Source organism: Microbacterium sp. FW305-3-2-15-F-LB2 (genome assembly GCF_058787255.1).
Map to the genome: position 1 here is coordinate 2778554 of NZ_JBYSZO010000001.1, position 25671 is coordinate 2804224.

The 25671-nt window shown below is 70.8% G+C and carries 27 protein-coding genes; 12 read left to right on the plus strand and 15 right to left on the minus strand.

The window, feature by feature from the left end:
- Positions 1-37 precede the first annotated feature (37 nt).
- Both aspS and AC3WLZ_RS13515 read left to right on the plus strand, forming a co-directional pair.
- Entirely contained in the window at positions 38-1378 is a 1341-nt protein-coding gene (gene aspS, locus AC3WLZ_RS13510; RefSeq protein WP_492470372.1) for an aspartate--tRNA(Asn) ligase, read from the plus strand.
- A 72-nt stretch (positions 1379-1450) separates the two neighbouring features.
- Complete coding sequence (locus tag AC3WLZ_RS13515; RefSeq protein ID WP_492470373.1) at positions 1451-2503, plus strand: ABC transporter ATP-binding protein; 1053 nt, start codon at positions 1451-1453, stop codon at positions 2501-2503.
- A gap of 9 nt (positions 2504-2512) precedes the next feature.
- Here AC3WLZ_RS13515 and AC3WLZ_RS13520 read toward each other — a convergent pair whose 3' ends face one another.
- The 6 genes from AC3WLZ_RS13520 to AC3WLZ_RS13545 form a co-directional block, all read right to left on the minus strand.
- Positions 2513-2815: a Dabb family protein gene (locus tag AC3WLZ_RS13520; protein WP_492470374.1), complete on the minus strand. Its 303-nt coding sequence runs from the start codon at positions 2813-2815 to the stop codon at positions 2513-2515.
- Entirely contained in the window at positions 2812-3090 is a 279-nt protein-coding gene (locus AC3WLZ_RS13525) for a glutaredoxin family protein (RefSeq protein WP_412925433.1), read from the minus strand. Before AC3WLZ_RS13525 ends, AC3WLZ_RS13520 begins: the two co-directional genes overlap by 4 nt.
- A 28-nt stretch (positions 3091-3118) precedes the next feature.
- Positions 3119-3412 carry a rhodanese-like domain-containing protein gene (locus AC3WLZ_RS13530; RefSeq protein ID WP_412925434.1) on the minus strand — a complete coding sequence of 98 codons (294 nt, stop codon included), beginning with the start codon at positions 3410-3412 and terminating at the stop codon, positions 3119-3121.
- An 82-nt stretch (positions 3413-3494) separates the two neighbouring features.
- The gene (locus tag AC3WLZ_RS13535; protein WP_003792170.1) at positions 3495-3593 is read right to left on the minus strand and encodes a 30S ribosomal protein bS22; all 99 of its coding nucleotides are present in this window, start codon (positions 3591-3593) and stop codon (positions 3495-3497) included.
- Positions 3594-3676: 83 nt separating this feature from the next.
- Positions 3677-3868, minus strand: coding sequence for a helix-turn-helix domain-containing protein (locus AC3WLZ_RS13540; RefSeq protein WP_412925435.1), 192 nt, complete (start codon positions 3866-3868; stop codon positions 3677-3679).
- Positions 3869-4008: 140 nt separating this feature from the next.
- On the minus strand, positions 4009-4404 hold the full coding sequence (locus AC3WLZ_RS13545) for an ArsR/SmtB family transcription factor (RefSeq protein ID WP_412925436.1): 396 nt from the start codon (positions 4402-4404) through the stop codon (positions 4009-4011).
- Between the two features lie 95 nt (positions 4405-4499).
- On the opposite strand from AC3WLZ_RS13545, the gene AC3WLZ_RS13550 reads away from it, so the two are divergent.
- Both AC3WLZ_RS13550 and AC3WLZ_RS13555 read left to right on the plus strand, forming a co-directional pair.
- Positions 4500-5915 carry a TrkH family potassium uptake protein gene (locus AC3WLZ_RS13550; protein WP_492470992.1) on the plus strand — a complete coding sequence of 472 codons (1416 nt, stop codon included), beginning with the start codon at positions 4500-4502 and terminating at the stop codon, positions 5913-5915.
- Positions 5908-6579, plus strand: coding sequence for a potassium channel family protein (locus AC3WLZ_RS13555; RefSeq protein WP_022877902.1), 672 nt, complete (start codon positions 5908-5910; stop codon positions 6577-6579). The genes AC3WLZ_RS13550 and AC3WLZ_RS13555 overlap by 8 nt, the downstream gene beginning before the upstream one ends.
- Positions 6580-6675: 96 nt before the next feature.
- On the opposite strand, the gene AC3WLZ_RS13560 is transcribed toward AC3WLZ_RS13555, so the two are convergent.
- Together AC3WLZ_RS13560 and proC are read right to left on the minus strand one after the other, a co-directional pair.
- Positions 6676-6963, minus strand: coding sequence for a DUF1905 domain-containing protein (locus AC3WLZ_RS13560; protein WP_492470375.1), 288 nt, complete (start codon positions 6961-6963; stop codon positions 6676-6678).
- 1 nt (position 6964) lies between these two features.
- On the minus strand, positions 6965-7822 hold the full coding sequence (gene proC, locus AC3WLZ_RS13565) for a pyrroline-5-carboxylate reductase (RefSeq protein WP_492470376.1): 858 nt from the start codon (positions 7820-7822) through the stop codon (positions 6965-6967).
- Positions 7823-7922: 100 nt separating this feature from the next.
- On the opposite strand from proC, the gene AC3WLZ_RS13570 reads away from it, so the two are divergent.
- Both AC3WLZ_RS13570 and AC3WLZ_RS13575 read left to right on the plus strand, forming a co-directional pair.
- Complete coding sequence (locus AC3WLZ_RS13570; RefSeq protein WP_412925439.1) at positions 7923-9035, plus strand: alpha/beta hydrolase; 1113 nt, start codon at positions 7923-7925, stop codon at positions 9033-9035.
- Between the two features lie 9 nt (positions 9036-9044).
- On the plus strand, positions 9045-9974 hold the full coding sequence (locus AC3WLZ_RS13575) for an LLM class F420-dependent oxidoreductase (RefSeq protein ID WP_412925440.1): 930 nt from the start codon (positions 9045-9047) through the stop codon (positions 9972-9974).
- 37 nt (positions 9975-10011) lie between these two features.
- On the opposite strand, the gene tadA is transcribed toward AC3WLZ_RS13575, so the two are convergent.
- Positions 10012-10446 carry a tRNA adenosine(34) deaminase TadA gene (gene tadA / locus AC3WLZ_RS13580; RefSeq protein WP_492470993.1) on the minus strand — a complete coding sequence of 145 codons (435 nt, stop codon included), beginning with the start codon at positions 10444-10446 and terminating at the stop codon, positions 10012-10014.
- 86 nt (positions 10447-10532) lie between these two features.
- Here tadA and upp point away from each other — a divergent pair, with 86 nt between their 5' ends.
- Complete coding sequence (upp, locus tag AC3WLZ_RS13585; protein ID WP_412925441.1) at positions 10533-11165, plus strand: uracil phosphoribosyltransferase; 633 nt, start codon at positions 10533-10535, stop codon at positions 11163-11165.
- Between the two features lie 22 nt (positions 11166-11187).
- On the opposite strand, the gene AC3WLZ_RS13590 is transcribed toward upp, so the two are convergent.
- Positions 11188-14724 (minus strand): TM0106 family RecB-like putative nuclease, encoded by a 3537-nt coding sequence (locus AC3WLZ_RS13590; RefSeq protein WP_492470377.1) that lies wholly within the window; start codon positions 14722-14724, stop codon positions 11188-11190.
- A gap of 111 nt (positions 14725-14835) precedes the next feature.
- Between AC3WLZ_RS13590 and AC3WLZ_RS13595 the strand changes: the two genes are divergently transcribed.
- Positions 14836-16896, plus strand: coding sequence for an NAD(+) synthase (locus AC3WLZ_RS13595; protein ID WP_492470378.1), 2061 nt, complete (start codon positions 14836-14838; stop codon positions 16894-16896).
- A 107-nt stretch (positions 16897-17003) separates the two neighbouring features.
- Here the strand turns inward: AC3WLZ_RS13595 and AC3WLZ_RS13600 are convergent, their stop codons facing one another.
- Positions 17004-17501: a DUF427 domain-containing protein gene (locus AC3WLZ_RS13600; protein WP_412925444.1), complete on the minus strand. Its 498-nt coding sequence runs from the start codon at positions 17499-17501 to the stop codon at positions 17004-17006.
- 103 nt (positions 17502-17604) lie between these two features.
- Here AC3WLZ_RS13600 and AC3WLZ_RS13605 point away from each other — a divergent pair, with 103 nt between their 5' ends.
- The 4 genes from AC3WLZ_RS13605 (at position 17605) to AC3WLZ_RS13620 (ending at position 19631) form a co-directional block, all read left to right on the plus strand.
- A complete protein-coding gene (locus AC3WLZ_RS13605) occupies positions 17605-17802 on the plus strand; it encodes a hypothetical protein (protein WP_412925445.1) in 198 nt (65 codons plus the stop codon).
- Entirely contained in the window at positions 17799-17948 is a 150-nt protein-coding gene (locus AC3WLZ_RS13610) for a hypothetical protein (protein ID WP_412925446.1), read from the plus strand. Before AC3WLZ_RS13605 ends, AC3WLZ_RS13610 begins: the two co-directional genes overlap by 4 nt.
- Positions 17949-18021: 73 nt before the next feature.
- A complete protein-coding gene (locus AC3WLZ_RS13615) occupies positions 18022-18966 on the plus strand; it encodes an aldo/keto reductase (protein WP_492470379.1) in 945 nt (314 codons plus the stop codon).
- Positions 18967-19073: 107 nt separating this feature from the next.
- A complete protein-coding gene (locus AC3WLZ_RS13620) occupies positions 19074-19631 on the plus strand; it encodes a phosphorylase family protein (protein ID WP_412925448.1) in 558 nt (185 codons plus the stop codon).
- 26 nt (positions 19632-19657) lie between these two features.
- Here AC3WLZ_RS13620 and AC3WLZ_RS13625 read toward each other — a convergent pair whose 3' ends face one another.
- From AC3WLZ_RS13625 to AC3WLZ_RS13640, 4 genes are read right to left on the minus strand one after another with little or no spacing between them, the layout of a single operon-like run.
- Positions 19658-21145 carry an MFS transporter gene (locus tag AC3WLZ_RS13625; protein ID WP_492470380.1) on the minus strand — a complete coding sequence of 496 codons (1488 nt, stop codon included), beginning with the start codon at positions 21143-21145 and terminating at the stop codon, positions 19658-19660.
- 55 nt (positions 21146-21200) lie between these two features.
- Positions 21201-21383, minus strand: a complete 183-nt coding sequence (locus AC3WLZ_RS13630; RefSeq protein ID WP_492470381.1) for a hypothetical protein — start codon at positions 21381-21383, stop codon at positions 21201-21203.
- 9 nt (positions 21384-21392) lie between these two features.
- Complete coding sequence (locus tag AC3WLZ_RS13635; protein WP_492470382.1) at positions 21393-24449, minus strand: AAA family ATPase; 3057 nt, start codon at positions 24447-24449, stop codon at positions 21393-21395.
- A complete protein-coding gene (locus tag AC3WLZ_RS13640) occupies positions 24446-25600 on the minus strand; it encodes an exonuclease SbcCD subunit D (protein WP_492470383.1) in 1155 nt (384 codons plus the stop codon). The genes AC3WLZ_RS13635 and AC3WLZ_RS13640 overlap by 4 nt, the downstream gene beginning before the upstream one ends.
- Positions 25601-25671 lie beyond the last annotated feature (71 nt).

The window sequence follows — 25671 nt, forward strand, 5'->3', positions numbered from 1 at the left end:
GAAGGCCGAGCCCGTGCCGCACGTAGACTGGCTTCTCGTGAGTGAACGCGTTCTGGTGCAGCAGCTGAAATCCCTCCCCGCGGGCCCCGTCTCGGTGTCCGGATGGGTCGAGACCGTGCGCGATCAGAAGAAGGTGCAGTTCGTCGTCCTCCGCGACGAGACCGGCGCGGTGCAGCTGGTCAACCCGGCGACCCGTCCGTCCGAGGAGGCCGGGGAACAGGATGCCGCGGCCCTTGCCCTCACCGAGACCGTCGGCGGGCTCGCCAACGGCACGTTCCTCACCGTCCACGGTGAGCTCAAGCACGACGAGCGCGTGAAGCTCGGCGGCGTCGAGATCAAGATCGGCGAGCTCGAGATCGCCGCGGCGGCCCACCCCGAGACCCCGATCGCCGCCGACAGCGGTCTCGACAAGCGCATGGACTGGCGCTTCCTCGACCTGCGCCAGCGCCGCAACAACCTGATCTTCCGGGTCCAGACGACCCTCGAGCACGCGATGCGCACGTACTGGGTCGAGCGCGACTACATCGAGATCCACACCCCGAAGCTCATGTCGAGCCCGTCCGAGTCGCGCGCCGAGCTCTTCCAGCTCGACTACTTCGGCGACCAGACCGCCTACCTCGCCCAGAGCCCGCAGCACTTCAAGCAGATGGCGCAGGCCGCCGGTTTCGGCAAGGTCTTCGAGATCGCGGATGCCTTCCGGGCCGACCCGAGCTTCACGAGCCGCCACGCGACCGAGTTCACCTCGATCGACGCCGAGATCAGCTGGATCGACTCGCACGAGGACGTCGCGCGGATGCAGGAGGAGCTCCTCGCGTTCGCGTTCACGGCGGTGAAAGAGAAGCACGGCGCGGAGATCGAGGAGCTGTTCGGCCTCGAGGTGACCGTTCCCGCGCTGCCATTCCCCCGGCTGACGCTCACCCAGGCCCGCGAGGTCGTCGCAGCGAGCGGGTACGACAACCCCCGTGCCGACGGCGATCTCGACCCCGAGAGCGAGCGGCGCGTCGCGGCGTACGTCAAGGAGACGTTCGACCACGACTTCGTCTTCGTCACCGAGTACTTCGCCGGGATCCGGCCGTTCTACCACATGCGCGATCCCGAGACCGGCCTCACGAAGAGCTACGACCTCCTCTACCGTGGCACCGAGATCACGACGGGCGCGCAGCGCGAGCACCGCATCGGGAAGCTCGAGGAGCAGGCGATCGAGAAGGGACTCGACCCCGCGGGCCTCGAGCACTACCTCGATTTCTTCCGCTACGGGGTGCCCCCGCACGGCGGCTTCGGCATGGGGCTGGCCCGCTTGCTGATGCTGCTGCTCGGTGAGTCCTCGATCCGCGAGGTGACCTACCTCTTCCGCGGACCGACGCGTCTGGCCCCCTGAGTTCCCCCTCCCGACCCCCGAGGTTCACTCCCCGGGTCGGGTGTGGTCATTGCGCGCGCGTACCGTTTCGGCATGGTCGTCGACAGCGCCGCGTTGACCGTCCCCGCGGACGGCTCTTCCGGCGCGGGTTGGAGCATTCGGCTCGTCGGTGTGGGACGCACACGTGCGGGCGAGCGGATCGTCGACGACGTCGATCTCGACCTGGCACCCGGCACCATCCTGGCGATCATCGGAGCGTCCGGGTGCGGGGCGACGACTCTCGCGCGCATCATCGCCGGGAGCGAGCGCGCGGACACGGGCGAAGTGCGAATCGACGGACGCCCGCGGCCGGAAGCGCCGCGCCTGGCCTCGGTCTTCTCCGACGCCGCCCCCCGTTTCGGACGGGTACGCGACGCCGTCCGTTCCCGCAGCCGTCACCCCCGCGCCGCGGAGGAGCAGGACCGCCTCCTGTCTCTCGTCGAACTCCGCGACCCGAACGCCTCGGTGCGACGCCTCTCCCGCGGCGACCGTCAACGATTGACGATCGCGCGGGCACTGGCGACCGAGTCGCCGGCGCTCGTCCTCGACGACGCGCTCAGCGCCCTGCACACGTCCGCTCGTGAAAGGCTGCGCGACGCGGTCGAGCGCGAGCTGCGCCGTCGCGGGACGACCACCGTCTGGGTCACCCGCGACACCGCCGAAGCCATCGCGGTGGCGGATCGCATCGTCGTCCTCGATCGCGGACGCATCGCCGCCGACGGGACGCCCGAGCAGGTCTACGCCCGCGCAGCCGAACCGGCCGTCGCCGCCGTGCTCGGGCCGGTGAGCACGGTTCCGGGCATCGTCGAGGGTACCGTCGTGGACGTGTGGGGCCAGCACCTGCCGCTCGCCGCGACCGCGCACGACGGGCACTGCGAGGTCCTCATCCGGCCCGAGAACGTCGTCCTCGTGGGTCCGGACACCCCGGGTGTGAACGCGATCGTGGAGGAGAGCAGATTCCTCGGCCACGTGCGGCGTTCGCTCGTGCGCACGGATGACGGGAGCCTCGTCCACGTCGATCACGGGGCGGACATGCGGCTCACCGACCACGCGCGCGTGCGCATCGCCCTTGCGCCGCTACCGGTGACGACGCGACCGCTCAGCTGACCGCCGGGATCAGCCCGGGAAGTCGATGCTCGCGCGCTCGGCGACCACCGAGCGGACGAACGCCGCCACCTCCTGGTGCGCGGGGTGCACCTGATAGCGTTCGAGCGCTTCCACGTCGGTGAATTCGCTCACGAGCGCCACGTCCCAGTTCGCCTGCGGATAGGCGACGTTCCGGCCTACCTCGAGGTGCTCGATCTCCGTGATCTCGCCCCGCAGCGACAGCAGCTGCTGTTCGATCTGCTCCGCGTGCAGGGCACGCGTGTCGGCGTCGTCCGCCGCGAGCTTCCAGAGAACGATGTGACGGATGCTCACCGGGAGGCTCCTTCGTGGTCGGCCGCGAGGATCGCAGCACGGAGGCGATCGGCGGAGAGGCGCCAGTGCGCGTGCAACTCCCCGTCGATGAGGACGACCGGGATCTTCTCCCACCACCGTTCGTACAGGGCGGCATCCTCGGTGATCGAGGCCTGGTCGATGACCACGCGATCCGCGACGTCGACGGGAAGTTCGGCCACGACAGTCTCGACGATCTGCTCTGCGACGTCGCAGAGATGACAGTCGGGCTTGCCGATAAGCGTGAGGGTCGTCACGCTCCCATCCTAGAAGAGCGCGTCGGCGTCAGGATTCGACGTCGTACCCCGAGGCGATCCACTCGCCCGTGCCGCCCTCGACGTTCGTGGCGTCGTGGCCGCGCGCCGTCAGAGCTTCGACGACCCGCGCGGAGCGGCCGCCGGCCTGGCAGATCACGTCGAAGGCCCCATCGGGAAGCTGGTCCAGGTTCTCGCCGAGCGTCGACATCGGGAGGTTCACGGCACCGGGCACGTGGCCCGCGGCGAACTCGTCGACCTCGCGCACGTCGATCAGGGGACGGTCGCGTCCGTCGTGCAGGTCGTGGACCGAGATGGACTGCATTCTTGCTCCTCGCAGGACGGAGTGGTCATATGCCCCATACACGAAGCGCCCGTCGGATGACAGGCGCTCGGTGGTGGTCGCGTTACTTCTTGTTGCGACGCTGGTGACGAGTCTTGCGAAGCAGCTTGCGGTGCTTCTTCTTCGCCATGCGCTTACGGCGCTTCTTGATGACAGAACCCACGGAAAACCTCACTAAGTCGGGGTCTGGGTGCCGATGTCGGCGCCCGGGAACGGGTAGGCGTTGGAAAAAGGCCTCGGATCAGTCTAGCCGACGTCGGCCACCGGGCGCTGCACGACCTCCGCGACGGCGGACTCGGGCACCCGGTAGCTCCGGCCGAAGCGGACGGCGGGCAGTTCGCCCGCGTGCACGAGCCGGTAGACGGTCATCTTCGAGACGCGCATGAGTTCGGCGACCTCGGCGACCGTCAGGAAACGCACGTCGGGCAGCTCCGCCATCGATCACCCTTCGCCGCGGGTGACCTTCACCCTCTGATGTGGGTCACACTCTAGGGTCTGGCCGGGACGGCTGTAAACCTATGGGGCTTCTGTGACTCGTGTTTGTATCGGATGCCACGCGCCCGCGGCTGCGCCCTGCGTCAGCGGCCCGGCAGCTTGCGGAAGGCCGACGCGACGGAGTGCTTCACCGAGGCGGCCGCGCGTCCGACCACTTCGGCCGCGTGGACGGCGGATTCCGGCAGCGCCGGCTCGTTCTCGACGTCGACGGAGAAGAACGGGACGAGCCAGTCGTCGACCTCGTCCAGCGGGGCCACCGCAAGGCTGTAGTACCGGTGCTGCCCCTCCTCGCGCACCGACACCAACTCGGCCTCGCGCAGCACCTTGAGGTGCTTGGAGATGGTCGGCTGGCTCACGCCCAGGGAATGCACGATCTGCGAGACGCTCGTCCCCCGCTCGCCGCCGGTGGCGCGATCCAGGAGAAGCTGAAGGATGTCGCGACGCGTGCCGTCAGCGATCACGTCGAAGATGTCCGCCATGGCATTAGGTTAGCCGCGACCCCGGCCGAGTACCATGATTCGGGTTCCACCCCCGAAGGGAGCGACGCATGGCGGCGACGCCCGAAGAGGTGAGTATGTCGATGCGCGCACGGCGCATCGCGTTCCGGGCATGGGACGGACTCCGCGATCTGACCACGGCATCCCCCGCCCGTTTCGCCGTTCTGGTCTTCGTCATCCTGATCGCGCTCTTCACCGCGCTGTTCTCGCTGCCGGCCGCGGCCGCCGACGGCCAGCGCACCCCGTTCGCCGACGCGCTGTTCACCGCGGTGTCGACGATCTGCGTCACGGGCCTGTCGACGGTGAACATGTACAGCGACTGGTCCCCCCTGGGGCGCGTGATCACGTATCTCGGCGTGAACGTCGGAGCCCTGGGCGTCCTGACCCTCGCATCGATCCTGGGCCTGGTCATCTCCAAGCGCCTGGGCCTGCGCGCGAAACTCATCGCCGCGGGCGACAGCAACCCGCTCCGCGCCCACGGCGGTCCGGTCAACGAGGGTCAGACCATCCGCCTCGGCGAGGTCGGCCAGTTGCTGCGCACCGTCGCCCTGTCGACCCTCGTCATCGAGGCAGGTCTCGCCGTCCTCATCTACCCGTCGCTCATCATCGGGGGAATCGATCCGATCGTGGCCCTGTGGGAGGCGCCGTACTACGCGGCCATGGCGTTCACGAACACCGGCTTCGTCCCCAACGCGGACGGACTCCTCCCGTTCGCGCGGGATTACTACCTGCTCACGGTCCTCATGATCGGGGTGTTCCTCGGATCGATCGGCTTCCCGGTGATCTTCACGCTGTGGCGTCATTGGTGGCGGTTCCGCCTCTGGTCGCTGCACGCCAAGCTCACGATCATCACGACGGTCGTCCTGTTCGTCGCCGGAGCCGGCGTCATTCTGCTGCTGGAATACGACAACCCCCTGACCTTCGGCAGCATGGACGCGTGGGACACCACCTTCCAGGCGTTCTTCCTGTCCGCGATGACGCGATCGGGCGGATTCTCCGTCGTGAACATCGGCGACCTCAACGGCGCCACGCTCGTCGTGGGCTCGATGCTCATGTTCGTCGGCGGCGGCTCGGCATCCACGGCCGGCGGGATCAAGGTCACCACCCTCGCCGTCCTGGCCCTCGCCGTCTGGTCCGAAGCCAAGGGACGGCCCGCGGTGGAGGCGTTCGGCCGTCGGATCCCGAGCGACGTGCAGCGCGTCGCGCTCTCGGTGGTGGCGTGGGGCGCGACGATCGTGGCGCTTTCGACGGTGACCATCAGCCGGATCACCGACGCGCCGATCGAGTACGTCCTCTTCGACGTCATCTCCGGTTTCGCCACCGTGGGACTTTCGACCGGGCTCACCGCGGAACTCCCCGACCCCGCCGTCTACGTGCTGGCTGTGACGATGTTCATGGGGCGCATTGGTACTGTGACACTCGCCGCGGCCGTCGCGGCATCCTCCCGCTCGCAGCTGTACGCGCTGCCCGTTGAAAGGCCGATCGTTGGTTGAACGGATCCGCAGCGACGCGCCCGTCCTCGTCATCGGGCTGGGCCGCTTCGGCGCGGCGTGCGCCGGCGAGCTGGACCGCCTCGACCGCGAAGTGCTCGCCGTCGACGGCAACCTCGACCTCGTGCAGAAGTGGTCCGAGCGCGTCACCCACGCGGTTCAGGCCGACGCACGCAACATCGACGCCCTCCGCCAGATCGGCGCGCAGGACTTCCAGGTCGCGGTCGTCGCCGTGGGCTCCCTCATCGAGGCATCCGTCCTCATCACCGCGAACCTCGTCGACCTGAAGGTGCCGCAGATCTGGGCGAAGGCCGTGTCGCAGTCGCACGGCAAGATCCTCGCGCGCGTGGGCGCCAACCACGTCATCTACCCCGAGGCCGAGGCCGGCGAGCGCGTCGCGCACCTCGTCAGCGGACGCATGCTCGACTTCATCCGCTTCGACGACGACTTCGTGCTCGCGAAGATGTACCCGCCGAAGCTCGTGCGCGGCGTGGGCCTGAACGAGTCGGGCGTCCGCACGAAGTACAACGTGACGGTGGTCGGCGTGAAGAGCCCGGGCCGCCCGTTCCGTTACGCCGAGGCGAACACCGTCGTCACGAACCACGACCTGATCATCGTCTCGGGGACGAACAGCGACATCGAGCGGTTCGCGGCACTCGACCGCTGACGGGCTTTCCCTCCGCGATAAACGCTCTCCGCCCCGAGAAACGCGCTCTGAGAGCGTTTCCCGGTGCAGGAAGCGTTTATCACCGGGGGAAGCGTGTCACGCGTCGATCTCCAGCTCGACGGTGACCACGTCGTCGACGCCGAGGTGCTCGGCATCCTGGAGCGCCTTCTTGATCGGCACGATGTAGGCCCCGTCCCTCGGCCAGAGCGCCGTGGTCACGCGGGTCGCCCCGATCGTGACGGCGGCGGGGATCATCCCCCAGCCGTACGTCACCACCGGCGCGACCTCGGATATGGCTGCGGCCTCGGCGGGCGGCACGGTGACGAAGTGGAACGGCGCGGGTCCGCGCCAGTACCAGATCACTCCCTCGAATCGCAGCCGCATGTCACGCCCCGGCGGCGAGTTCCTTCGCGCGAGCGAGCGCGGCCTCGGCGGCGTCGGTGAAGACGTCGTCGAGATGCGCGTCCTGCAGCACGGCGACCGCGCGCTCCGTCGTGCCCTTGGGGCTGGTGACGCGGCGGCGCAGCTCGGCCGGATCGACATCGGAGGATGCCAGCAGCGCCGTCGCGCCGATGAAGGTCTGCTCGGCCAGGAGGCGCGCGGCGGCGTCGTCGAAGCCCATGCGGACGGCGGCCTTCGTGAACTCCTCGATCAGGAGGAAGACGTAGGCGGGACCCGAGCCGGAGATGGTGGACAGGGCATCGATCTGCGACTCAGGAATCTCGACGACGTGGCCGACCGTCTCGAACAGGGCGCGAACGAGCGCCACGTCGTCCGCGGTCGCGGCGGCGCCGGCCGCGAGACCCGTCACCCCTTTGCCCACGAGCGAGGGGGTGTTCGGCATCGAGCGCAGCGTCGCGACGCCGTCGCCGAGGTGTCGCGCGAACGTCTCCAAGGTCACCCCCGCCGCAAGGCTCACCACGACGGCGCCCGGACGAAGGTGCGGCACGATCTCGTCGAGCAGGTCGGGCACCATGGCGGGCTTGACGCCGATGAAGATGACCTCGGCGGATGCCGCGGCGGTGGCGTTGCCCTCCGGGTCAGCGTCGAGGGCGACGCTCGTCACGCCCTCCAGCTCGGCGAGCTCGGATGCCTTCGCGACCGAGCGGTTGGTCGCGATCACTCCTCCGCCCGCTCCCCCGCCCGTGAGGCCGGCCGCGACGAGGCCGCGGAGGATCGCCCCTCCCATGGAACCGGCGCCGAGGAACGCGAGCGGGGGCAGGCAAGGGGTGGCATCCGTCATGCACGCAAGTCTACGAACCCTGAGTGCGGCGGAAAGGGGCGCGCGTTAGAGTCGGAGCGCGCCCGTAGCGGAGCGGACGCGAGCGACACGGAGGACCCTTATGACTCTCTTCGACGGCATCACCTCGCGCCTGGTCGAGACCGGTCGGCTGAGCGTCAACGTGCTCGAGCGCTCGGCCGACGATCCGGCGACGGCCCCCGAACGGACCGTCGTGTTCGTCCACGGGAACGTCTCGTCCTCGCTGTTCTGGCAGGAGATCATGCAGGACCTGCCGAGCGAGCTGCGGGTCCTCGCCGTCGATCTCCGCGGCTTCGGGGGAACCGAGCACGCGCCGATCGACGCGACCCGCGGGGTGCGGGACTTCAGCGACGACCTGTACGCCGCGCTCACCGCCCTCGGCATCCCGACCGCGCATCTCGTGGGCTGGTCGATGGGCGGGGGCGTCGTGATGCAGTACGCCCTCGATCACCCGGTCCTGTCGCTCACTCTTCAGGCGCCGGTGTCGCCCTACGGCTTCGGCGGCACGCGCCGCGACGGGTCGCGGCTCACCGACGACGACGCCGGTGTCGGCGCAGGAGGCGCGAACCCCGACTTCGTGCAGCGCCTCATCGACCACGACACGACCGACTCCGCGCCCACCTCCCCGCGTTCGGTCTTCCGCTCCGGCTACGTCGCCCCCGGATACACGAGCGACCACGAAGACGTCTGGGTCGAGTCGATGCTCACGACCTCCACGGCCGGTGGCAATTACCCCGGCGACTTCGTGCCGTCGCCGAACTGGCCCGGCTTCGCCGCCGGGACCATCGGCGTGCTCAACACCATGGCGCCCAAGCACTTCGATGTCTCGAACATCGTCGACCTCGCGGAGAAGCCGCCGATCCTCTGGATCCACGGGACCGCGGACGCCATCGTGTCGGATGCCTCGTTCTACGACTTCAACCACCTCGGCGCCCTCGGCATCGTCCCGGACTGGCCGGGGGACGAAATCGCACCCGCCCAACCGATGGTGTCGCAGACGCGTGACGTGCTCGACGCGTACGCCGCCGCGGGCGGCGAGGTCACCGAGATCGCCATCGACGGTGCCGGGCACGCCCCCCATCTCGAGCGACCGGCGCAGTTCCGTCAGGCCCTGCTGACGGTGATCGGCTACGTGGGACGTCCGGCCGACCCCGCCCCGCCCACCGAGGCGATCATCCTGCGTTCGGCCGACTGAGAGGTCCCCGTGGAGTACTGCCTGTTCACGGAGCCCCAGCAGGGCTTCTCCTACGACGACCAGCTCGCGTTCGCCCGCTCCGCCGAGACCCACGGGCTGGACGGGTTCTTCCGCTCCGACCACTACCTGCGAATGGGCGAGGGCGACGCGCTCCCCGGGCCCACCGACGCCTGGACGACCCTCGCCGGCCTCGCCCGCGAGACATCCCGCATCCGACTCGGCACACTCGTCTCCTCGGTCACCTACCGCGTTCCCGGCATCCTCGCGATCCAGGTCGCGCAAGTGGATGCCATGTCGGGCGGTCGAGTCGAGCTGGGCCTGGGCACGGGGTGGTTCGAGCGGGAGCATGCCGCGTACGGCATCCCGTTCCCCCCACGCCGTTTCGACCTGCTCGAGGAGCAGCTCGCGATCGTCACGGGCCTGTGGTCGACCCCGGTCGGTGACACGTTCTCGTTCGACGGACAGCACTACCGCCTGGATGCCGCGCCCGCCCTGCCCAAGCCCGTCCAGTCGCCGGTGCCGGTCATCGTCGGTGGCGGCGGTCCGAAGCGGACCCCCGCGCTCGCCGCTCGCTTCGCCACCGAGTTCAACATCGGATTCGTTCCGGAGGACGTCATCGCCGAGAAGTTCGCGGTCGTGCGGGCCGCCTGCGAGGAGGCCGGCCGCGACCCCGCGAGCCTGAAGCTCTCGGTCGCACTTCCGACGATCGTCGGAGCGGACGACGGGGCGATCGAACGCCGCACCGCGGCCATCGGCCAGTCGCGCGCCCAGTTCGACAACGGCGCCAATCTCATCGGACGGCCCGAGGAGATCGCGGCGAAGGTCGAACGCCTGCAGGAGCTGGGCGCGGAACGCGTCTACTTCCAGCTCCTCGACCTGCGCGACGTCGATCAGGCCGACGAGATCGGCGCGGACCTGCTGCCGCTGCTTCCGCGCTGACCCGGGTTGGTCGCGGCCGCGCCCGCGCCGTCGCGGATCAGTCGCGGCGGTGTTCGAAGAAGTCGCGCAGCAGGGCGGATGCCGCGTCGTCGGCGACCCCGCCGACGACCTCCACGCGGTGGGGCAGACGCCGGTCGCGGAGGACGTCGTACAGGGATCCGGCGGCGCCTGCCTTGGCATCCCACGATCCGAACACCACGCGCGGCACGCGCGCCTGCAGCACCGCGCCCGCGCACATGACGCAGGGCTCGAGGGTGACGACGAGCGTGCACGCGGCCAGATGCCACGTCCCGAGGTGCGCGGCGGCTGCGCGCAGCGCGACGACCTCGGCGTGCGCGGTCGGGTCGTTCGTGACCTCACGGAGGTTGCGGCCCTCGCCGATCACGCAGCCCTCCGCGTCGAGCACGACCGCACCCACGGGCACGTCCCCGTGCGCGGCGGCGTCGCCCGCCAGCGCGAGCGCACGGCGCATCGCGGCGAGATCGGCGGCGGTGGGGGTCACGGTGCTCCGGAAAGACAGGGGCGGAACGAGGGGGTCGAGCGGCTAGCCTTGAGCCTATGCGTGTCCACGTCGCCGACCACCCTCTCATCACCCACAAGCTCACGGTGCTGCGCGACCGGCAGACCTCGTCGCCGGTGTTCCGTCAGCTGACCGAGGAGCTCGTGACGCTGCTGGCCTACGAGGCCACCCGCAACGTGCGCGTCGACCCGATCGAGATCCAGACGCCGGTCACGACGACGCAGGGCGTCCGGATCAGCGAGCCGCGTCCGATCGTCGTGCCGATCCTGCGCGCGGGCCTGGGCATGCTCGAGGGCATGGTCAAGCTCCTGCCGACCGCCGAGGTCGGGTTCCTCGGGATGGTCCGCGACGAGGAGACGCTGCAGCCCTCGACCTACGCCGAGCGCCTCCCCGACGACCTCAGCGACCGCCAGTGCTTCGTGCTCGACCCGATGCTCGCCACCGGCGGCTCGCTCGGCGCGGCCATCAAATTCCTCTTCAACCGCGGCGCGCAGGACGTGACGGCGATCTGCCTGCTCGGCGCCCCCGAAGGTGTCGCGGCGATCGAGAAGCAGGTCGAGGGACACGACGTCACGCTCGTCCTCGGCGCGCTCGACGAGCGCCTCAACGAGAAGGGCTACATCGTGCCCGGGCTCGGCGACGCGGGCGACCGCCTCTACGGCACGGCCTGACCTGCGGCTTTCCCCTCGCGGGTCAGCGCGCGTCGGCGACGAGGCGGGCGAAGGCGCTGAGGCGGGCGACACCCTCGGGCGTGCGCGGGAGGTCGTCGAGGAGCGCGGGCGAATACACGACGTACGCGACCTGCATCGCCCGGGAGATCGCGACGTTGATGCGGTTGCGCAGGAGCAGGAACTCCAACCCTCGCGGAGCATCCCGGCCGGATGACGCGGCGAGGGTGAGAATCGCCACGACGGCCTCCTTGCCCTGGAACCGGTCGACGGTGCCCACCGGCACCTCGGGGTAACCGGCCGCCGCGAGAGCCTCCTCGACCGCCACCTGCTGGGCGTTGTAGGGCGTGATCACGATCACGTCGTCGGCACGGAGCGGCCGCGACGGATGCATCACCGCGCTGTCACCGGCACCCCCCTCGGCACCGGACCACGCACGCCCGACGAGGTCGGCGACCAGGGCGACCACGGCGTCGGCCTCCTCGGTCGACGCCGTCGCGTTGCCGTGGTGTCGGACAGGAACGGCGTGGAGTCCCGGTTCGACGCCGACGAGCGAGCGCTGCGCCGTCGACGGGTGAGCGGCGAGGCGTCCCTCGTACGACAGTCGCGAAACGGGGCCCGCGACGGCCGGATGCATGCGACGGGTGCGCGCGAGGAAGTAACCGAACTCGGGCGGGACGACCTCGGCCCCGTCGATAACCCACCCCAGCGCAGAGGTGTCGACGGGTTCGGGGTGGGTGCCCTGGCTGACCTGCGGCAGCTGCTGCGGGTCACCGAGCAGCAGCAGGCGCGGGGAGGCGAGGGACACGGCGATCGTCGAGGCGAGCGAGAACTGCCCCGCCTCGTCGATCACGAGCAGATCGAGACTGCCGCGCGGGATGCGCGCCTCGTGGCTGAAGTCCCAGGCCGTGCCCCCGACGACGAAGCCGTGCGCGGCATTCTCGGCCGCGAAAGCTGGAACACCGTTCTTCGGCAGCACCGTGAAGGAGTGATCGACGCTCGGATCCTTGGGCGCTTTGCCCACGCGGCCTGCGGTAACGCCGGCGGCGATGACCCGGTCGAGCATGTGCTCGACCGTCGCGTGGGACTGCGCCACGACCCCGACCCGGTACCCCCGTTCGGCCACGAGGCGCGCGATGACGTGGGAGCCGACGTAGGTCTTGCCCGTCCCCGGGGGACCCTGGACCGCGAGATAGCTGCGATCGAGGTCGGACACGGTGCGGGCGATCGCGGTGACCTCGTCGTCTCCGGCGCCACCGTCGATCGAGGTCACCGCGGCGAGCGCGCCCGACCGCGTGCGCGGCGCGCGGCGACGAAGGATGTCGGCCGCGGGGCCGTCCGGGAGCGTCGGCGCGGCGGCGAGGACGGCGTCGGCCCACGCGTCGATCGCCTTCTGCTGGTTGCCGGCGCGCGGCGGAGCCGGCGGCGTGAGCGCGAGCGGGAGCGTGTCCCACGTCATCCCGTCGACGGCCACCTCTTCGATGACGGCTCCGTCCTCGAGAACCTCGCGGACGGTGACGCGGCGGGCTCCGTGGATCCAGCGCGGCCGGACGTCGAGCGGGAACGCCGCCGGCAGGTCGTAGACCGCGAAGGGCTCGGCATCCACCGTCAACCGACTCCCGGGCGCGACCTCACCGTGCACCTCGACGAGACGCCGTTCCGCGCCGCGGCCCGACTCCGCGATGTGCCAGTCGGCGACGACGCGCGAGCGGGCTGCGTCCACGACGACGACGTCGCGGGTGTCTTCCCAGATCGACACCGGCTCGCGCAGGCGCAGGAAGTGCGTCGCCCAGTACGTCTTCTCTTCGCGGGGGTAGTAGTCGATCGCGGCGGCCGCGAGACGCAGGGCCGTCGCGTCGGGCTCAGGGGCCTCGGCCGCCCAGCGCTGCAACGCGGTCGCCCGCGGGGACGGCTCGTAGGCCTGCTCGTCGGGCTCGGCGCCCCGCGCGGGCATCGCCCCGCCCTCGCGCGCGCGATCGACCAGCCAGTCGCGCAGGCGCCGGGTGGAGACGCAGTCGTACCGGTTGTAGTCGGCGAGGTCGTCGAGCACGCGTTGGGCCGCCTCGACGTCACCGTCGGCGGCGAGGGCACGAGCCTCGACGTACTTCACGATCGAGTCATCGCCACGCTGGACGTCGCTCGTGCGCACCTCCGTGCCCATGTACAGCGGCTCGAGCTTCTTGATCGAATACGACCGGGATCCGACGCGCAGCGCGCGCCGGACGACCGGGTACAGATCGACGAAGACGCCGTCGCGGAGCAACCGGTCGACGTCGGCCTCGCGGACGCCGTAGCGCGCGGCCATCGTCAGCAGGTGCGTGGGCTCGTACGGCGCGTAGTGGTAGATGTGCATGTCGGGGAACTGCTCCCGGCGCACGGCCACCATGTCGAGGAAACGCTCCAGCGCGGCACGCTCTTCGTCGAAGGTATGGGCCCAGAGGGCTCCGTAGCGTTCGCGCGAGTCCACCCAGCCGAACAGGTAGTCGATGCCCCAGTGCTCCCGGTCGCCCTCGGTGTAGAGCGGGTCACCCTCGAAATCGAAGAAGAGATCGCCGTGATCCGGCCGAGGAAGAACGCCGAGGGCCTTGGGCGCCACCACTTCGTAGGTCGGGACGACGTGCTCGCCGCCGGCGCCGTCACCGGCGGGACTCTCGAGCTGCAGTCGCGCCTGCGTCCGCAGGGAGGCGAAGGTGTCGGCGCTCATGCCCGCGGGGGCGGACGTCGCCGCCGCGAGGGCGTCGATCGTCTCGATTCCGCCCGCCCGCAGACGCTCGCGCTGCACGGGGCGCATGCCCGCGACGAGAAGCAGGTCGCGGTGCGCGACCACCTCGATCTCGCAGGTCGGGCAGCGCCCGCAGGCGAGCACCGCGAGGTCGCCGCGCGGGTCGCCCCACGGCACCACGGGACCCGCGATGCCCAGCTCGACGCGCCGGTCGGCGATGAGGGCGCGCAGGCGCGCGCGACGCAGGGAGAACACCGGCAGGAGGTCGTCGACCCGGTGGGTGCTCGTGGCCCCGTCACCGAGCAGGAGCTGCACCTCGCCCGAGCGCCGAACGCCCAACCGGTCGAGCTGGTCGACGTACGCAGCGAGCTGCATGAGGGCGGTGACGCGCGCGCGACGCGCGAGCTTGGTGTCCTGCACGATCCACGGTCGTGTGCCGCCGTCGCCCGCGTCGGGTTCGCGGACGAGGAAGTCGGCGAATCCGACGAACTCGTCGGTCGAGAACGCCGCCTGGTAGACGACCTCGGCCGAGGGGTCGGAGAGCGCCTCACCCGTCAGCCGTACCGCCTCGGCCAACGCCTCGGCGTCGGAGGACCGGGCGGCCGGAATCTCTCGAACGGCCGCGCCGAACTGACGGCGGTACTCGTCGAGCACGCGCAACTCGTGCGCGGTTCCGAGCGCCGCGGCGCGCTCGAGAGTGGCATCCTCGGGATCGGGTACCGCCTCGATGCGGCCGATCTTCGCGTCGATCGCCCGCAGCCACGCGAACTCGCATTCGGCTGCCGCTTTGAGGTCGCTGGCGCTCCAGACGATCCGGGCCTCTTGCTCGATGTACCGCATGATCCCCCACGCTAATCGGGGCCGCCGACATCGGCGGTCCCGCCTCCCCCGGTCGCCGGCTCCGCAGGGGCGGTCCGCCACGGTGTCGGCCCCACCTGACAGACTGGGACGGTGATCACCGAGCTGCCGTTCGAGAACGTCTACCGGCACGGTTTCGCGCGCGTGGCGGCGTGCACGATCCCCGTCGCCGTCGCCGACCCCGCCTCCAACGCGGAAGCGGTGCTGGCCTCGGCGCGGGAATGCGACGCCGACGGGGTCGCGATCGCCGTGTTCCCCGAGCTGTGCCTGACGGGCTACGCGATCGACGACCTCGTGATGCAGGATCCTGTTCTGGATGCCGCGGAGGCGGCCGTGGCGCGGATCGTCGCGGCATCCGTCGACCTCCTCCCCGTGCTGCTCGTCGGCGCGCCCCTGCGTCACCGCAATCGCCTCTACAACTGCGCCGTGGTCGTCCACCGCGGGCGGATCCTCGGTGTGGCCCCCAAGTCGTACCTGCCCACGTATCGGGAGTTCTACGAGAGCCGCTGGTACGCCCGCGGCGACGACCAGGCGGGTCAGCACACCACCGTCGCGGGCGAGACGGTCCCGTTCGGGCCGGACCTGCTGTTCGAGGCCGCGGACGTGCCCGGGCTGACGCTGCATGTCGAGATCTGCGAAGACGTCTGGGTACCGATCCCCCCGTCCTCGCCCGCAGCCCTGGCCGGTGCCACCGTGCTCGCCAACCTCTCCGGCAGCCCCATCACGATCGCGCGTGCCGACGACCGCGCCCTGCTGGTGCAGTCGCAGTCGATGCGGTGTCTCGCCGCGTACGTCTACGCCGCCGCGGGCCAGGGCGAGTCGACCAATGACCTGTCCTGGGACGGTCAGACGATGATCTACGAGGGCGGCCAGCTCCTCGCGACCACCGAGCGGTTCCCCGACGGGCCCCGCCGCAGCGTCGCCGACGTCGACCTCGATCGCCTGCGTCAGGATCGGCTGCGCCAAGGCACGTTCGACGACAACCGCCGCTCGACAGCGACCCCGTTCCGCACGGTGTCGTTCGAGCTCGCTCCCCCGTCCGGCGACCTGGGCCTGCTCCGCCCCATCGACCGATTCCCCTTCGTGCCCGACGACCCCGCTCGGCTGGCCCAGGACTGCTACGAGGCGTTCAACATCCAGGTCTCGGGGCTCGTCCAGCGGCTCGAGGCGATCGGCCGACCCCGCCCCGTCCTCGGAGTGAGTGGCGGACTCGACTCCACGCACGCCCTGCTCGTCATCGCCCGCGCGATGGACCGCATGGGTCGGCCGCGCAGCGACATCCTGACGTACACCCTCCCGGGGTTCGCGACGAGCGAGAAGACCAAGCGCAACGCGATCGCCCTCGCCGAGGCGATCGGCGCGACGATCGATGAGATCGACATCCGTCCCGCGGCATCCGAGATGCTCTCCCGGATGGGTCACCCGTTCGCCGCCGGAGAGCCGGTGCACGACGTCACATTCGAGAACGTCCAGGCGGGGCTGCGCACCGACTACCTCTTCCGCCTGGCGAATCAGAACAACGGCATCGTCATCGGCACCGGCGATCTGTCCGAGATCGCGCTGGGCTGGTCCACGTACGGCGTCGGCGACCAGATGAGCCACTACTCCGTCAACCCGGGCGTGCCGAAGACCCTGATCCAGCACGTCATCCGATGGGTCATCTCCGCGGGTGAGCTCAGCGCCGCCACCGTCGAGGTTCTTCGGGCGGTACTCGACACCGAGATCAGCCCCGAGCTGGTGCCGGCGGGCCAAGACGGGAAGATGCAGTCCACGGAAGACCGGATCGGTCCGTACAACCTGCACGACTTCACGCTCTACCACGTGCTCCGGTTCGGCTTCCGGCCGTCGAAGATCGCGTTCCTCGCGGCGAAGGCCTGGGAGAACCCGGATGCCGGGGCCTGGCCCGCGGGCTACCCCGAGGGCGCGCGGCCGTCCTACGACCTCGTCACGGTCGCCCGGTGGATGGAGGTCTTCCTCCAGCGCTTCTTCGGCTTCGCACAGTTCAAGCGCACCGCGATCCCCAACGGACCCAAGGTGTCCCCTGCGGGGTCGCTGTCACCGCGCGGCGACTGGCGCGCCCCATCGGACGGCAACGCCCGCGCGTGGCTCGCCGAGTTGCACGCAGCCGTGCCCGAGGCGTTCGCGCGCGACTGAGCGCGCACGCTGCGCGGCGGCGCGAGCCTGCGCGGTGGCGCCGGCCTGCGCGGCGGTGCGAGCCTGCGCGGCGGTGCCGGCCTGCGCGCGCCCGGGAGTCGAGCGCGTCACCAGCCCATCGAGCCGGGGACGCCCTTGAACGGCCCCGCGAGATCGTCCGTCACCCATCCGCCGTAGAAGCCGCCGGGTTGGGGCCGCACCGTCTCGCCCGCGACGACGCACCGGTCCATCGGGCCGGCGTACACGGCGACGCGGTCGGCGAGCACCTCGTAGCCCGGCAGGGGGTTGGGGTAATTCCACGCGGCCCGCTCGGCAAGGGCGCCACCTCCGCCGTGCACGTCGAAGTAGCGCGCGCCGCCCTTGAACTCGCAGAAGGACGCGCCCTGACCGAGCGTCAGCGCCTCGGCGAATGCCGAGATCGGCACGTAGTACACGGGCGGATGGCTCGTCTCGAGCACGCGGACGACGTCGTCGGTGTCGACGATCCGGATGCCGCCGAAGTCGATCTGCACGCGCTTCGGGACGCGTTCCACGCGCGGCGGACGCGGATAGTCCCACACCGATTCCTGGCCGGGTCGGACGGGGTCGGGAACGGGTCGCGCCATGCGTCCACGGTACGCCGCACCAACGCCTCCGGGGTCGGTCGTGATCGAAGCGTGGCTCGGACCCTCGCAACGGTTGGGTAGCCTGGGAGCAGGAGGGGCACGAGTGAGCGGCGAACACGGCACCGGCATCAGTCGGCGGTACCGCGTCTACCAGGTGGGCGGGATCGTCGTCGGCGTGCTGTTCCTGGGGCTCGGCGTCGCCGCGCTCCTCGCGGGCGGCGGCCCCGTCATCGCCGCCATCGCCGGAATCGGAGGCCTCGCCGTGATCATCGTGTCGATCGTGACGATGGTGCGCTCGTGACCGCGCCCGACGATGGCGGCCCCGGCGAGAAGCCCCGGAAGTACCCGCGCGGTCAGGTCGTGATCTGGATCGCGGTGTCGGCGGTGGGTTTGTGGCTGCTGGGCAGCGGACTCATCGGCATCCTCTCCGGCGGCTCGGGAAACTGACGGCGCGCCGGGGAATTCCCCGCGGGCCGAGCCGTTGACCCGAAGGCATCCATTTCTCGAACGGAAGGCCATCATGACGCGCATCGGTCGTAGCGACCTCGACATCCGCCCCCTCTCGCTGGGTGGCAACGTCTTCGGCTGGACCGCCGACCGAGACACCTCGTTCGCCGTGCTCGATGCCTTCCACGCCGGGGGCGGCAACTTCGTCGACACCGCCGACGGCTACAGTGCGTGGGTGCCGGGCAACTCGGGCGGCGAGAGCGAGACACTCATCGGCGAGTGGCTCGCGAGCCGGAAGCCCGCGAACGTCGTCGTGGCGACCAAGGTGAGCACGCACCCCGACTTCCGCGGGCTGTCCGCCGCCAACATCCGGGCCGCCGCGGAGGCCTCGCTGACCCGCCTGGGCGTCGACGCGATCGACCTCTACTACGCGCACTTCGACGACCCCGAAACCCCACTGGAGGAGACCGTCGGAGCGTTCGCCGACCTGGTCTCCGACGGACTGGTGCGCTACGTCGCCGTGTCGAACTACACGGCCGCACGCATCCGCGAGTGGATATCGCTCGCCGAGGCCGCCGGGGCCGACCTTCCCGTCGCCGTCCAACCGCACTACAACCTCGTGCACCGCACCACCGTGGAGAGCGAGATCGTGCCGGTCGCCGAGGAGTTCGGGCTCTCGCTCGTCCCGTACTACGCCCTGGCGAGTGGCTTCCTCACGGGTAAGTACCGGACCACGGATGCCTCGGGCGATTCGCCCCGCGCGGGCGGGGCCGCGAAGCTCGCCACTCCGGCGGGCCTGGCCGTCATCGACGCGCTCGAGGAGATCGGTCGCGCGCACGGCGCCTCCATCGCCACCACCGCGCTCGCGTGGCTGCGCGCTCAGCCGACCGTCATCGCCCCCCTCGCGAGCGCGTCCCGGCCGGAACAGGTCGCGGACCTCGTCGCGAGCATGTCGCTCGAGCTGTCGGCCGACGAGCTCGAGCGCCTTGACGGGGTGTCGGCCGCGGCACAGGACTGACGCGGCGCGGGTCGCCCGTCGCCCACGGGATCGGGCATCGCCGCGCGGTCCCGGTCCCGCGGTCGAGGGTGTCATCGCACGGGCCGGCGGTCGGCGAGAATGGTGGGGTGAAGCTCCTCGTCGCCGCCCACGCCTCCGAATTCGTCGCTTTCGAGCCCGACATCCCGGGATTCGATCGACTCCTGACGGGTGTCGGCAAGATCCCCGCCGCGTACGCACTCACGCGCGCACTGTGCGAGGGAACGTACGACGAAATCGTCGTTGTCGGTACCGCGGGTGCCATCGACCCCGAGCTGGAGGGCGGCATCTACGACATCTCCGCCACGATCCAGCATGATGTGAAGGGCTTGGACGGAACCTTCGGCGAGCACGTGTGGCTGCCGGCCCGCGTCGACATCGCGCCCGAAGGCGTCGTCATCGCCACCGGCGACCATTTCGTCGATGACGCCGACGCGGTGGCCCTCATCCGCGGGCTCGACGCCCGGATGGTCGACATGGAGTCGTACGCGCTCGCCTGGGTGGCACAGCAGTTCGACGTGCCGATCCGCATCCTCCGCGCCGTCTCCGACCGCGCCCAGGACGGCGCGACGGAGCTGTGGGACGACGTCGTCGAACGCTGCAGCCACGAACTCCGCGCGAAGTTCCGCGAGCTCTACGGGGTCTGAGCCCGTGGCTCGCGCGGCCTCGCGCGCTACGGGGTCTGCGAGCCGTGGCGGGCGCGACCGGCCAGGTCGGCGACGCCCACGATGAGAGCGAGCCCGAGGAAGACGCCGACGGCGATCATGCCCGTGGCGTACGCGTCGTGGAAGACCACGAGCGTGTCGCGGTCACCCTGCTCGCGGTACACCGTGGCGTAGAACAGCGCCAGGGCGATCGCCGTGCCGACGGCCGTGCCGATGCGCTGCCCGAGCTGCCCGACCGATCCCGCGACTCCACCACTGGAGACGGGGATGTCCGCCAGGGTGAGCGTCTGGTTCGGCGAGATGACGAGTCCTCCGGCGAAACCGCCGAACACCATGACGGCCGCCATCGCCCACGGGGTCCACGCGGCCGGAGTCGTCAGTGCCACCACGGCCAGAGCTCCCGCTGTCGCGACCATACCGAGGATGCCGGCCACCACGAGTGGTCGGCCGAGCCGGGTGACGAGGTTGCCACCGACCCACGAGCTTCCCGCCGACGCGACGGCGAAGCCGATCGTCACCATCCCGGCGAACACCGGTTCGAGCCCGAGGCCGCCCTGGAGGAACAGCGTGCCGAGCAGGAACATCGCGGGCACCGCGGAGAAGTACGCGGTCGAGATCAGCACGCCGTTCCGGTACGAGCTGAGCGCGAAGATCGACAGCGGCATGAGCGGTATCCGCCCGCGATCGGCGTAGTGACGCTCCCAGAAGACGAACGCGGCGGCGAACACGGCGGACACCACGAGAAGCCACCAGCGGCGCGGGTCGTCGTCGGGCGAGCCGGTGGTGAACAGGAACGGCCACATCAGCGCGATGATCGTCAGGCCGAACAAGAGGACGCCGACGGGATCGAGGTCGAGCGCCCGGTGCGACTTGGTGCGGGTGTTCGGCAGGAGCCACGCGGCGAGCACGATCACGATCGCGACGAGCGGGATGTTGATCCAGAAGATGAGCCGCCAGCCGTCGGTCGGACCGCCGAGCGCGATGAGCAGACCGCCGAGCGTCGGGCCGAGAGCCGTGGCGATGCCGATGGTGGCGCCGAACAGACCGAAGGCGCGCCCGCGCTCCTTGCCCTGGAACAGCTGCTGCACGAGTCCGAGCACCTGGGGCATCTGGATGCCGGCGGCCACACCCTGCAGCAGGCGAGCGGTGAGCAGGACACCCGTGTTGGGGGCGAGGGCGCAGGCAAGGCTCATGACCAGGAACAGGGAGAGTCCGACGAGGAACAGCACCCGCCGCGAACGCAGGTCGCCGAGACGGCCGGCGGGGACGAGAACGAGACCGAAGGTGAGGATGTACCCGGACACGACGAGCTGCAGCTCGGTGGGGCCCGCGTGCAACGCCGCCTCGATCGAGGGCAGGGCGACGTTGACCTTGGTGAGGTCGAGGATCGTCAGCGCGGCGACCGAGACGGCGATCCAGTACGCGCGCCAGCGATGGCGCGGGGAGAGCTGGATGTCTTGTGTCGGCGGGTGGGGGGACGAGGATTCGTGAGACATCGGTTGTCACGCTACTCGCGTGCACGACCCGACGGGCGGGCTTGCGGGACGCGCGTCAGTCGATGTCGCGCCGCGCGAAGACGGCGCGAAGGATAACGAACACGACGACGGCGACCACCGCGACGACCACGAGGCGGAAGACGAAAGCGATGAGCGAGAACAGGATGTTCACGACGATCCACGCGATGACGATGGCCGCGACGACCCCGAGAATCGTCCACAGCGTGCTCTTGCGCATGGTCACAGCCTAGGCGAGCGCACCCACGGCGTCTTGCCGGATGACGCTCGGCCCCCTCGGTGTGGCCGTGACCCTCACCTGCGCCGGAAGCTGGTCCTTCATCGAGGCGACGTGACTGATCACGCCCACCGTGCGCCCACCTTGACGGAGCTCGTCGAGCGTCCGCATCGCCAGGTCGAGCGTCTCGTCGTCGAGCGAGCCGAAACCCTCGTCGATGAAGAGGGTGTCGAGCCGGATGCCGCCCGCCCGCGCCGTGACCACCTCGGCCAGACCCAGTGCGAGCGCGAGGGACGCGAGGAAGGTCTCGCCGCCCGACAGGGACTGCGGCGGCCGGGACTGGCCGGTGAACGCGTCCATGATCTCGAGGCCCAGTCCGCTCGCTGCGCCCCGCGCGGCCAGCGCGTCGGTGTGCTGCAGTCGGTAGCGCCCCGCGGACATGTGATCGAGCCGGAGGTTCGCGGCATCCACGATCTCTTCCAGCTCCGCGGCGAGCACGAACGTCTCGAGCGTCATCCGCCGGGTGTTCGGGGCTCGCCCGGCGACCGTGTCGGCCAGACGCGCCACGACCGCGTGGGCATCGGACAGCCGCGCGACGGCGGCGCTGCCGGCGTCGGCACGCTCGGCGAGGTCGCGGACGTGCAGCGCCGCTGCGGAGACGGCAGCATGCGCGGCGGCGGCGGACTCGACAGCCGTACGGGCTTCGAGGACCGCCGCGGAGACCGGACCGAGATCGACCGGCTCGTCGGGCGCCCCCACGAGATGGAGCTCGAGCTCGAGGAGACGGCGTCGGGTGGCGGCGAGGGCGGCATCGTGATCGGCGACGGCAGTCTCGAGGCGTCGGCGTTCAGCCGAGTCGCGCAAGGCCGCGCGGATCGCCGCTTCGTCGGCGAACTCGCTGTCGATGAGCAGCTCGTCGAACGCCGCGCGCGCCTCCGCGACGGCACGCACGCGCGTCTCGTGATCGGCGCGCGTGGTGATCACCGCCCGCACCGCGTCGCGCCGCGCTGCGAGGTCGCGGCGGCGATCACGGACGGTCGGGAACGTCGCGCGGGCCTCGGCCAGCGCGGCGCGCAAGGTCTCGGCGCGCTGCAGATGCAGCGCGAGGTCTTGACGCGCATCCGCGAGCTCGCGGTCGAGTCGCTCGCGCTCCAGGGCGTCGGCCTTCTCGCTCTGAACCAGAGCGGCCCGCTCAGCGGCGAGGCGCTCGTGCTCGATCGCATCGGCGTGCGCTCGGGCGAGAGCGTCGTCGATTCGGCCGAGCCGCTCGTTCAGCTCGGCGACCGTCTCTCCCCCGGCCCGCGCCGCCGCGAGCGCGTAGGCATCGCGCGTGATGCGCGCGGCATCGGCGGCGAGGCGGTCCTTCTCGGTCGCGGAGTTCTTGCGGTCCTCCGCCGCCGTCACCTCGGCGTCGGTGACCGGATCGTCGGTGCCGACCGCGGGGGCGGGGTGCTCCGTGGACCCGCAGACGGCACACGGTTCGCCGTCGACGAGCGCGTGAGCAAGTTCTCCCGCCGCTCCCGCGAGCCGTCGCCGCAACAGACTGCTCCAGGACGCGACGGCGCGCTGCAGCTCATCGGCCCGCACGAGCGCGGCCATATCGGCCGTGTCGCGCTCCTCGGCGAGACGCTCGGCCTCGACCGCCGCCTCGTGGCGTCGAGCGGCCTCGGCCCGCTCCGCGCGCGCGAGGTCGCGCCGTGTCGCCGCGTCGGACAGGGCCGCCAGCCGTTCGTCGAGGGCGTCGCGGACCGACGGAATCTCGGTCAGCCGACCCACGACCTCATCCACCCGGCGCGCCGCGTCGTCGACCCGCGCGCGCCGGGCTGCGACCTCGGTCTCGACCTCCGCGAGGTCGTTCTCGAGCACGAGCGCCTCGTCCACTCGCGCCAGCAGCGCCGTGAGATCGTCGTCGCGCGCGGTCAGCGCGGCGAGGGACTCCACACCCGTCTCGCCGCAACGCTCCGCGACGGTCACGGCGGCGCGCCACGCAGCCTCCGCAGCGGGCAGCGCGCGTTCCGCGCGGCCGACGGCATCGAGTGGCGCGCGGAGCGCCTCGGCCGTGGCCGCCACCCCGAGCTCGGCGCGCACGGCGTCGATTCGCTCGGTGTCGGATTCGAGATCCGACAGCTGCGCTCGCGCGGCACGACGTTCGACCTGCCGACCGTGCAGCGCGGTCGCCTCGCGCTCGGCGGCGAGGGCAGCATCCAGCCCGCGCTTCGCGGCCTCCCGTTCGTGAGCGGCCGCCTCGACCCGGTATTCCATCCGCTCGACGGCGCGGATGACGGCCGTGAGCCGGTCGTGGATCGTCGCCGGGGGGCCGTCCGCGGCGCCCTCACCGGGGGTATCGGCCGGTGCCGCGCGCGGTCCGGGTGCGTCGTCGGAGGCGCGCGCCGCGTCGAAGGCGGCGATCATGCGCTCGGCCTCGTCGAGCAACGTGGACACCTCGGTGCCGCCCGCCGCGAGGCGCTCGAGTGCGCTCTTTCGCCGGTCGTCGAGGGCGACGGCATACTGCTCGAAGGTGCGCGTACCGAAGAGCGTCCGCAGCAGAGCCTGTCGCTCGTCGTTCTTGGCGAGAAGGAACCGCGCGAAGCGGTTCTGCGCGAGCAGGATCACCTGGAGGAACTGCTGCTGGGTGAGCCCGAGGATCTCGTCGAGCCGCGCGGCCACATCGACCGGTCGCGCTGCCACGCCCGTCCATCCGGCGGGCTCGAGCACCTCGAGGCTCGCCCTGTGCGGCTCCTTCGTCGTCCCCGTGCCGCTGCGCTTGGGTCGCTCGTACTCGGGCGACCTCGTCACCCGCCACCGGCGTCCCTCGGCGCTGAACTCGACCGTCACGCTGGTGGGGTCGTCGAGTCCGCAGTGGTCGCTGCGCAGCCGGCGTTCGGCTCCGTCGTAGCGGGGAACGCCGCCGTACAGCCCGTAGCAGACACCGTCGAGAACGCTCGACTTCCCCGCACCGGTGCGGCCGGCGATCAAGAAGATGCCGTCGTCGGCGAACGCGTCGAAGTCGACGACCTGACGCTCGAGGAAGGGGCCGAAACCCTCGAGCTCGAGGCGGTGCAGCTTCATGAGCGCGCCTCCACCACCGCGCGCGCGTCGAGCACCTCGCGGAGGAGTTCGCGCTCGGCCTCCGAGGCACCCTCGCCCTCGCGGACGTGCACGAGGAACGCATCGATGATCTCGGTGTCGTCGCGCGCCGCGCGAACGCGACGGGCATATCCGAGTCCGTCGTCCTTCCGCGTCGCGGCCGGGAGATGGGCGACCGTGGCGCACCACGGGAACCGCGCCTGGAGGCGTCGCATCGGATCGACCTGCGGAGTGGCATCCGTGTACTCGGCCCGCACCCAGTGATCGACGAACGTGTCGAGAGCGCCGTCTTCGAGCAGGTCGTCGAACGGCGCCCGCAGGGTGATCAGCGGACGAGGTACGGGGAGGTCGACCCACTCGACGGATGCCAGACCCGCGGCATCCAGGTCGACGAGCCACGAGCCGCGCGGCTTGCCTGCCTCGCCGAAGCTGTAGTGCAAGGGTGCGCCCGCGTAGCGCACGCGGTCGGAGAGCTGCTGGCGACCGTGGATGTGACCGAGAGCGACGTAATCGGGCCCGTCGAACACGGGCAGCGGCACGTTGTCGAGTCCACCCTGACGGATCTCGCGCTCGACGCCCGGGGTCGCCTCGACACCGGCGGCGAAACAGTGCGCGATCGCGACCGAGCGGCCGCCACGCAGCGCCCGGTCGCGGCGCACGAGGTCCATCGCGTGCCCGATCGTCTGCGCCTGACTGCGGAGTTCCACCCCCTCCCAGAGGTGCCGCACGATCGCGGGCTCGAGGTAGGGGATGCCGTAGAAGTGCACGGGACCGTGCGCATCGTCGATCGTCACCGGCGTGCCGACGGTGAGGGGGTCGGTGACGACGGTGATCTCTTCGCGAAGGAGCGCAGACTGGAACCCCAGTCGCGCGGCGGAGTCATGATTGCCGGAGGTCACGATGACCCGCGCCCCGGCGTCGGCGAGGGCGACGAGGGTCCGAGTCAGCAGCGGGTAGCACGCGGCGGACGGTGCCGCGGAATCGAACACGTCACCGGCGACGACCACCACGTCGACGTCGCGCTGACGCACCTGCTCGACCAGGACGTCGAGCACCCCGGCGAGGGCGTCGAGCGTCGAGTGGCCGTGGAACGACCTCCCGATGTGCCAGTCAGAGGTGTGCAGGATCCGCATGCAGACACGGTACGTCGGGCCTCCGACATCGGTGCTCAGCCTGCGCGCGGGTCGCTCGCACCCACCCCGGC

Bases quoted from the DNA above. Each gene is read 5' to 3' on its own strand.
- AC3WLZ_RS13545 (WP_412925436.1), bottom strand. From the start codon at position 4,404: ATGGCGGACATCTTCGACGTGATCGCTGACGGCACGCGTCGCGACATC.
- AC3WLZ_RS13600 (WP_412925444.1), bottom strand. From the start codon at position 17,501: ATGGCGCGACCCGTTCCCGACCCCGTCCGACCCGGCCAGGAATCGGTG.
- AC3WLZ_RS13615 (WP_492470379.1), top strand. From the start codon at position 18,022: ATGACGCGCATCGGTCGTAGCGACCTCGACATCCGCCCCCTCTCGCTG.
- AC3WLZ_RS13540 (WP_412925435.1), bottom strand. From the start codon at position 3,868: ATGGCGGAGCTGCCCGACGTGCGTTTCCTGACGGTCGCCGAGGTCGCC.
- AC3WLZ_RS13560 (WP_492470375.1), bottom strand. From the start codon at position 6,963: ATGCGGCTGCGATTCGAGGGAGTGATCTGGTACTGGCGCGGACCCGCG.
- AC3WLZ_RS13530 (WP_412925434.1), bottom strand. From the start codon at position 3,412: ATGCAGTCCATCTCGGTCCACGACCTGCACGACGGACGCGACCGTCCC.
- AC3WLZ_RS13625 (WP_492470380.1), bottom strand. From the start codon at position 21,145: ATGTCTCACGAATCCTCGTCCCCCCACCCGCCGACACAAGACATCCAG.
- AC3WLZ_RS13640 (WP_492470383.1), bottom strand. From the start codon at position 25,600: ATGCGGATCCTGCACACCTCTGACTGGCACATCGGGAGGTCGTTCCAC.
- AC3WLZ_RS13630 (WP_492470381.1), bottom strand. From the start codon at position 21,383: ATGCGCAAGAGCACGCTGTGGACGATTCTCGGGGTCGTCGCGGCCATC.
- proC (WP_492470376.1), bottom strand. From the start codon at position 7,822: ATGACGGATGCCACCCCTTGCCTGCCCCCGCTCGCGTTCCTCGGCGCC.
- AC3WLZ_RS13570 (WP_412925439.1), top strand. From the start codon at position 7,923: ATGACTCTCTTCGACGGCATCACCTCGCGCCTGGTCGAGACCGGTCGG.
- AC3WLZ_RS13515 (WP_492470373.1), top strand. From the start codon at position 1,451: ATGGTCGTCGACAGCGCCGCGTTGACCGTCCCCGCGGACGGCTCTTCC.
- upp (WP_412925441.1), top strand. From the start codon at position 10,533: ATGCGTGTCCACGTCGCCGACCACCCTCTCATCACCCACAAGCTCACG.
- AC3WLZ_RS13635 (WP_492470382.1), bottom strand. From the start codon at position 24,449: ATGAAGCTGCACCGCCTCGAGCTCGAGGGTTTCGGCCCCTTCCTCGAG.
- AC3WLZ_RS13550 (WP_492470992.1), top strand. From the start codon at position 4,500: ATGTCGATGCGCGCACGGCGCATCGCGTTCCGGGCATGGGACGGACTC.
- AC3WLZ_RS13590 (WP_492470377.1), bottom strand. From the start codon at position 14,724: ATGCGGTACATCGAGCAAGAGGCCCGGATCGTCTGGAGCGCCAGCGAC.
- tadA (WP_492470993.1), bottom strand. From the start codon at position 10,446: ATGCGCCGTGCGCTCGCGCTGGCGGGCGACGCCGCCGCGCACGGGGAC.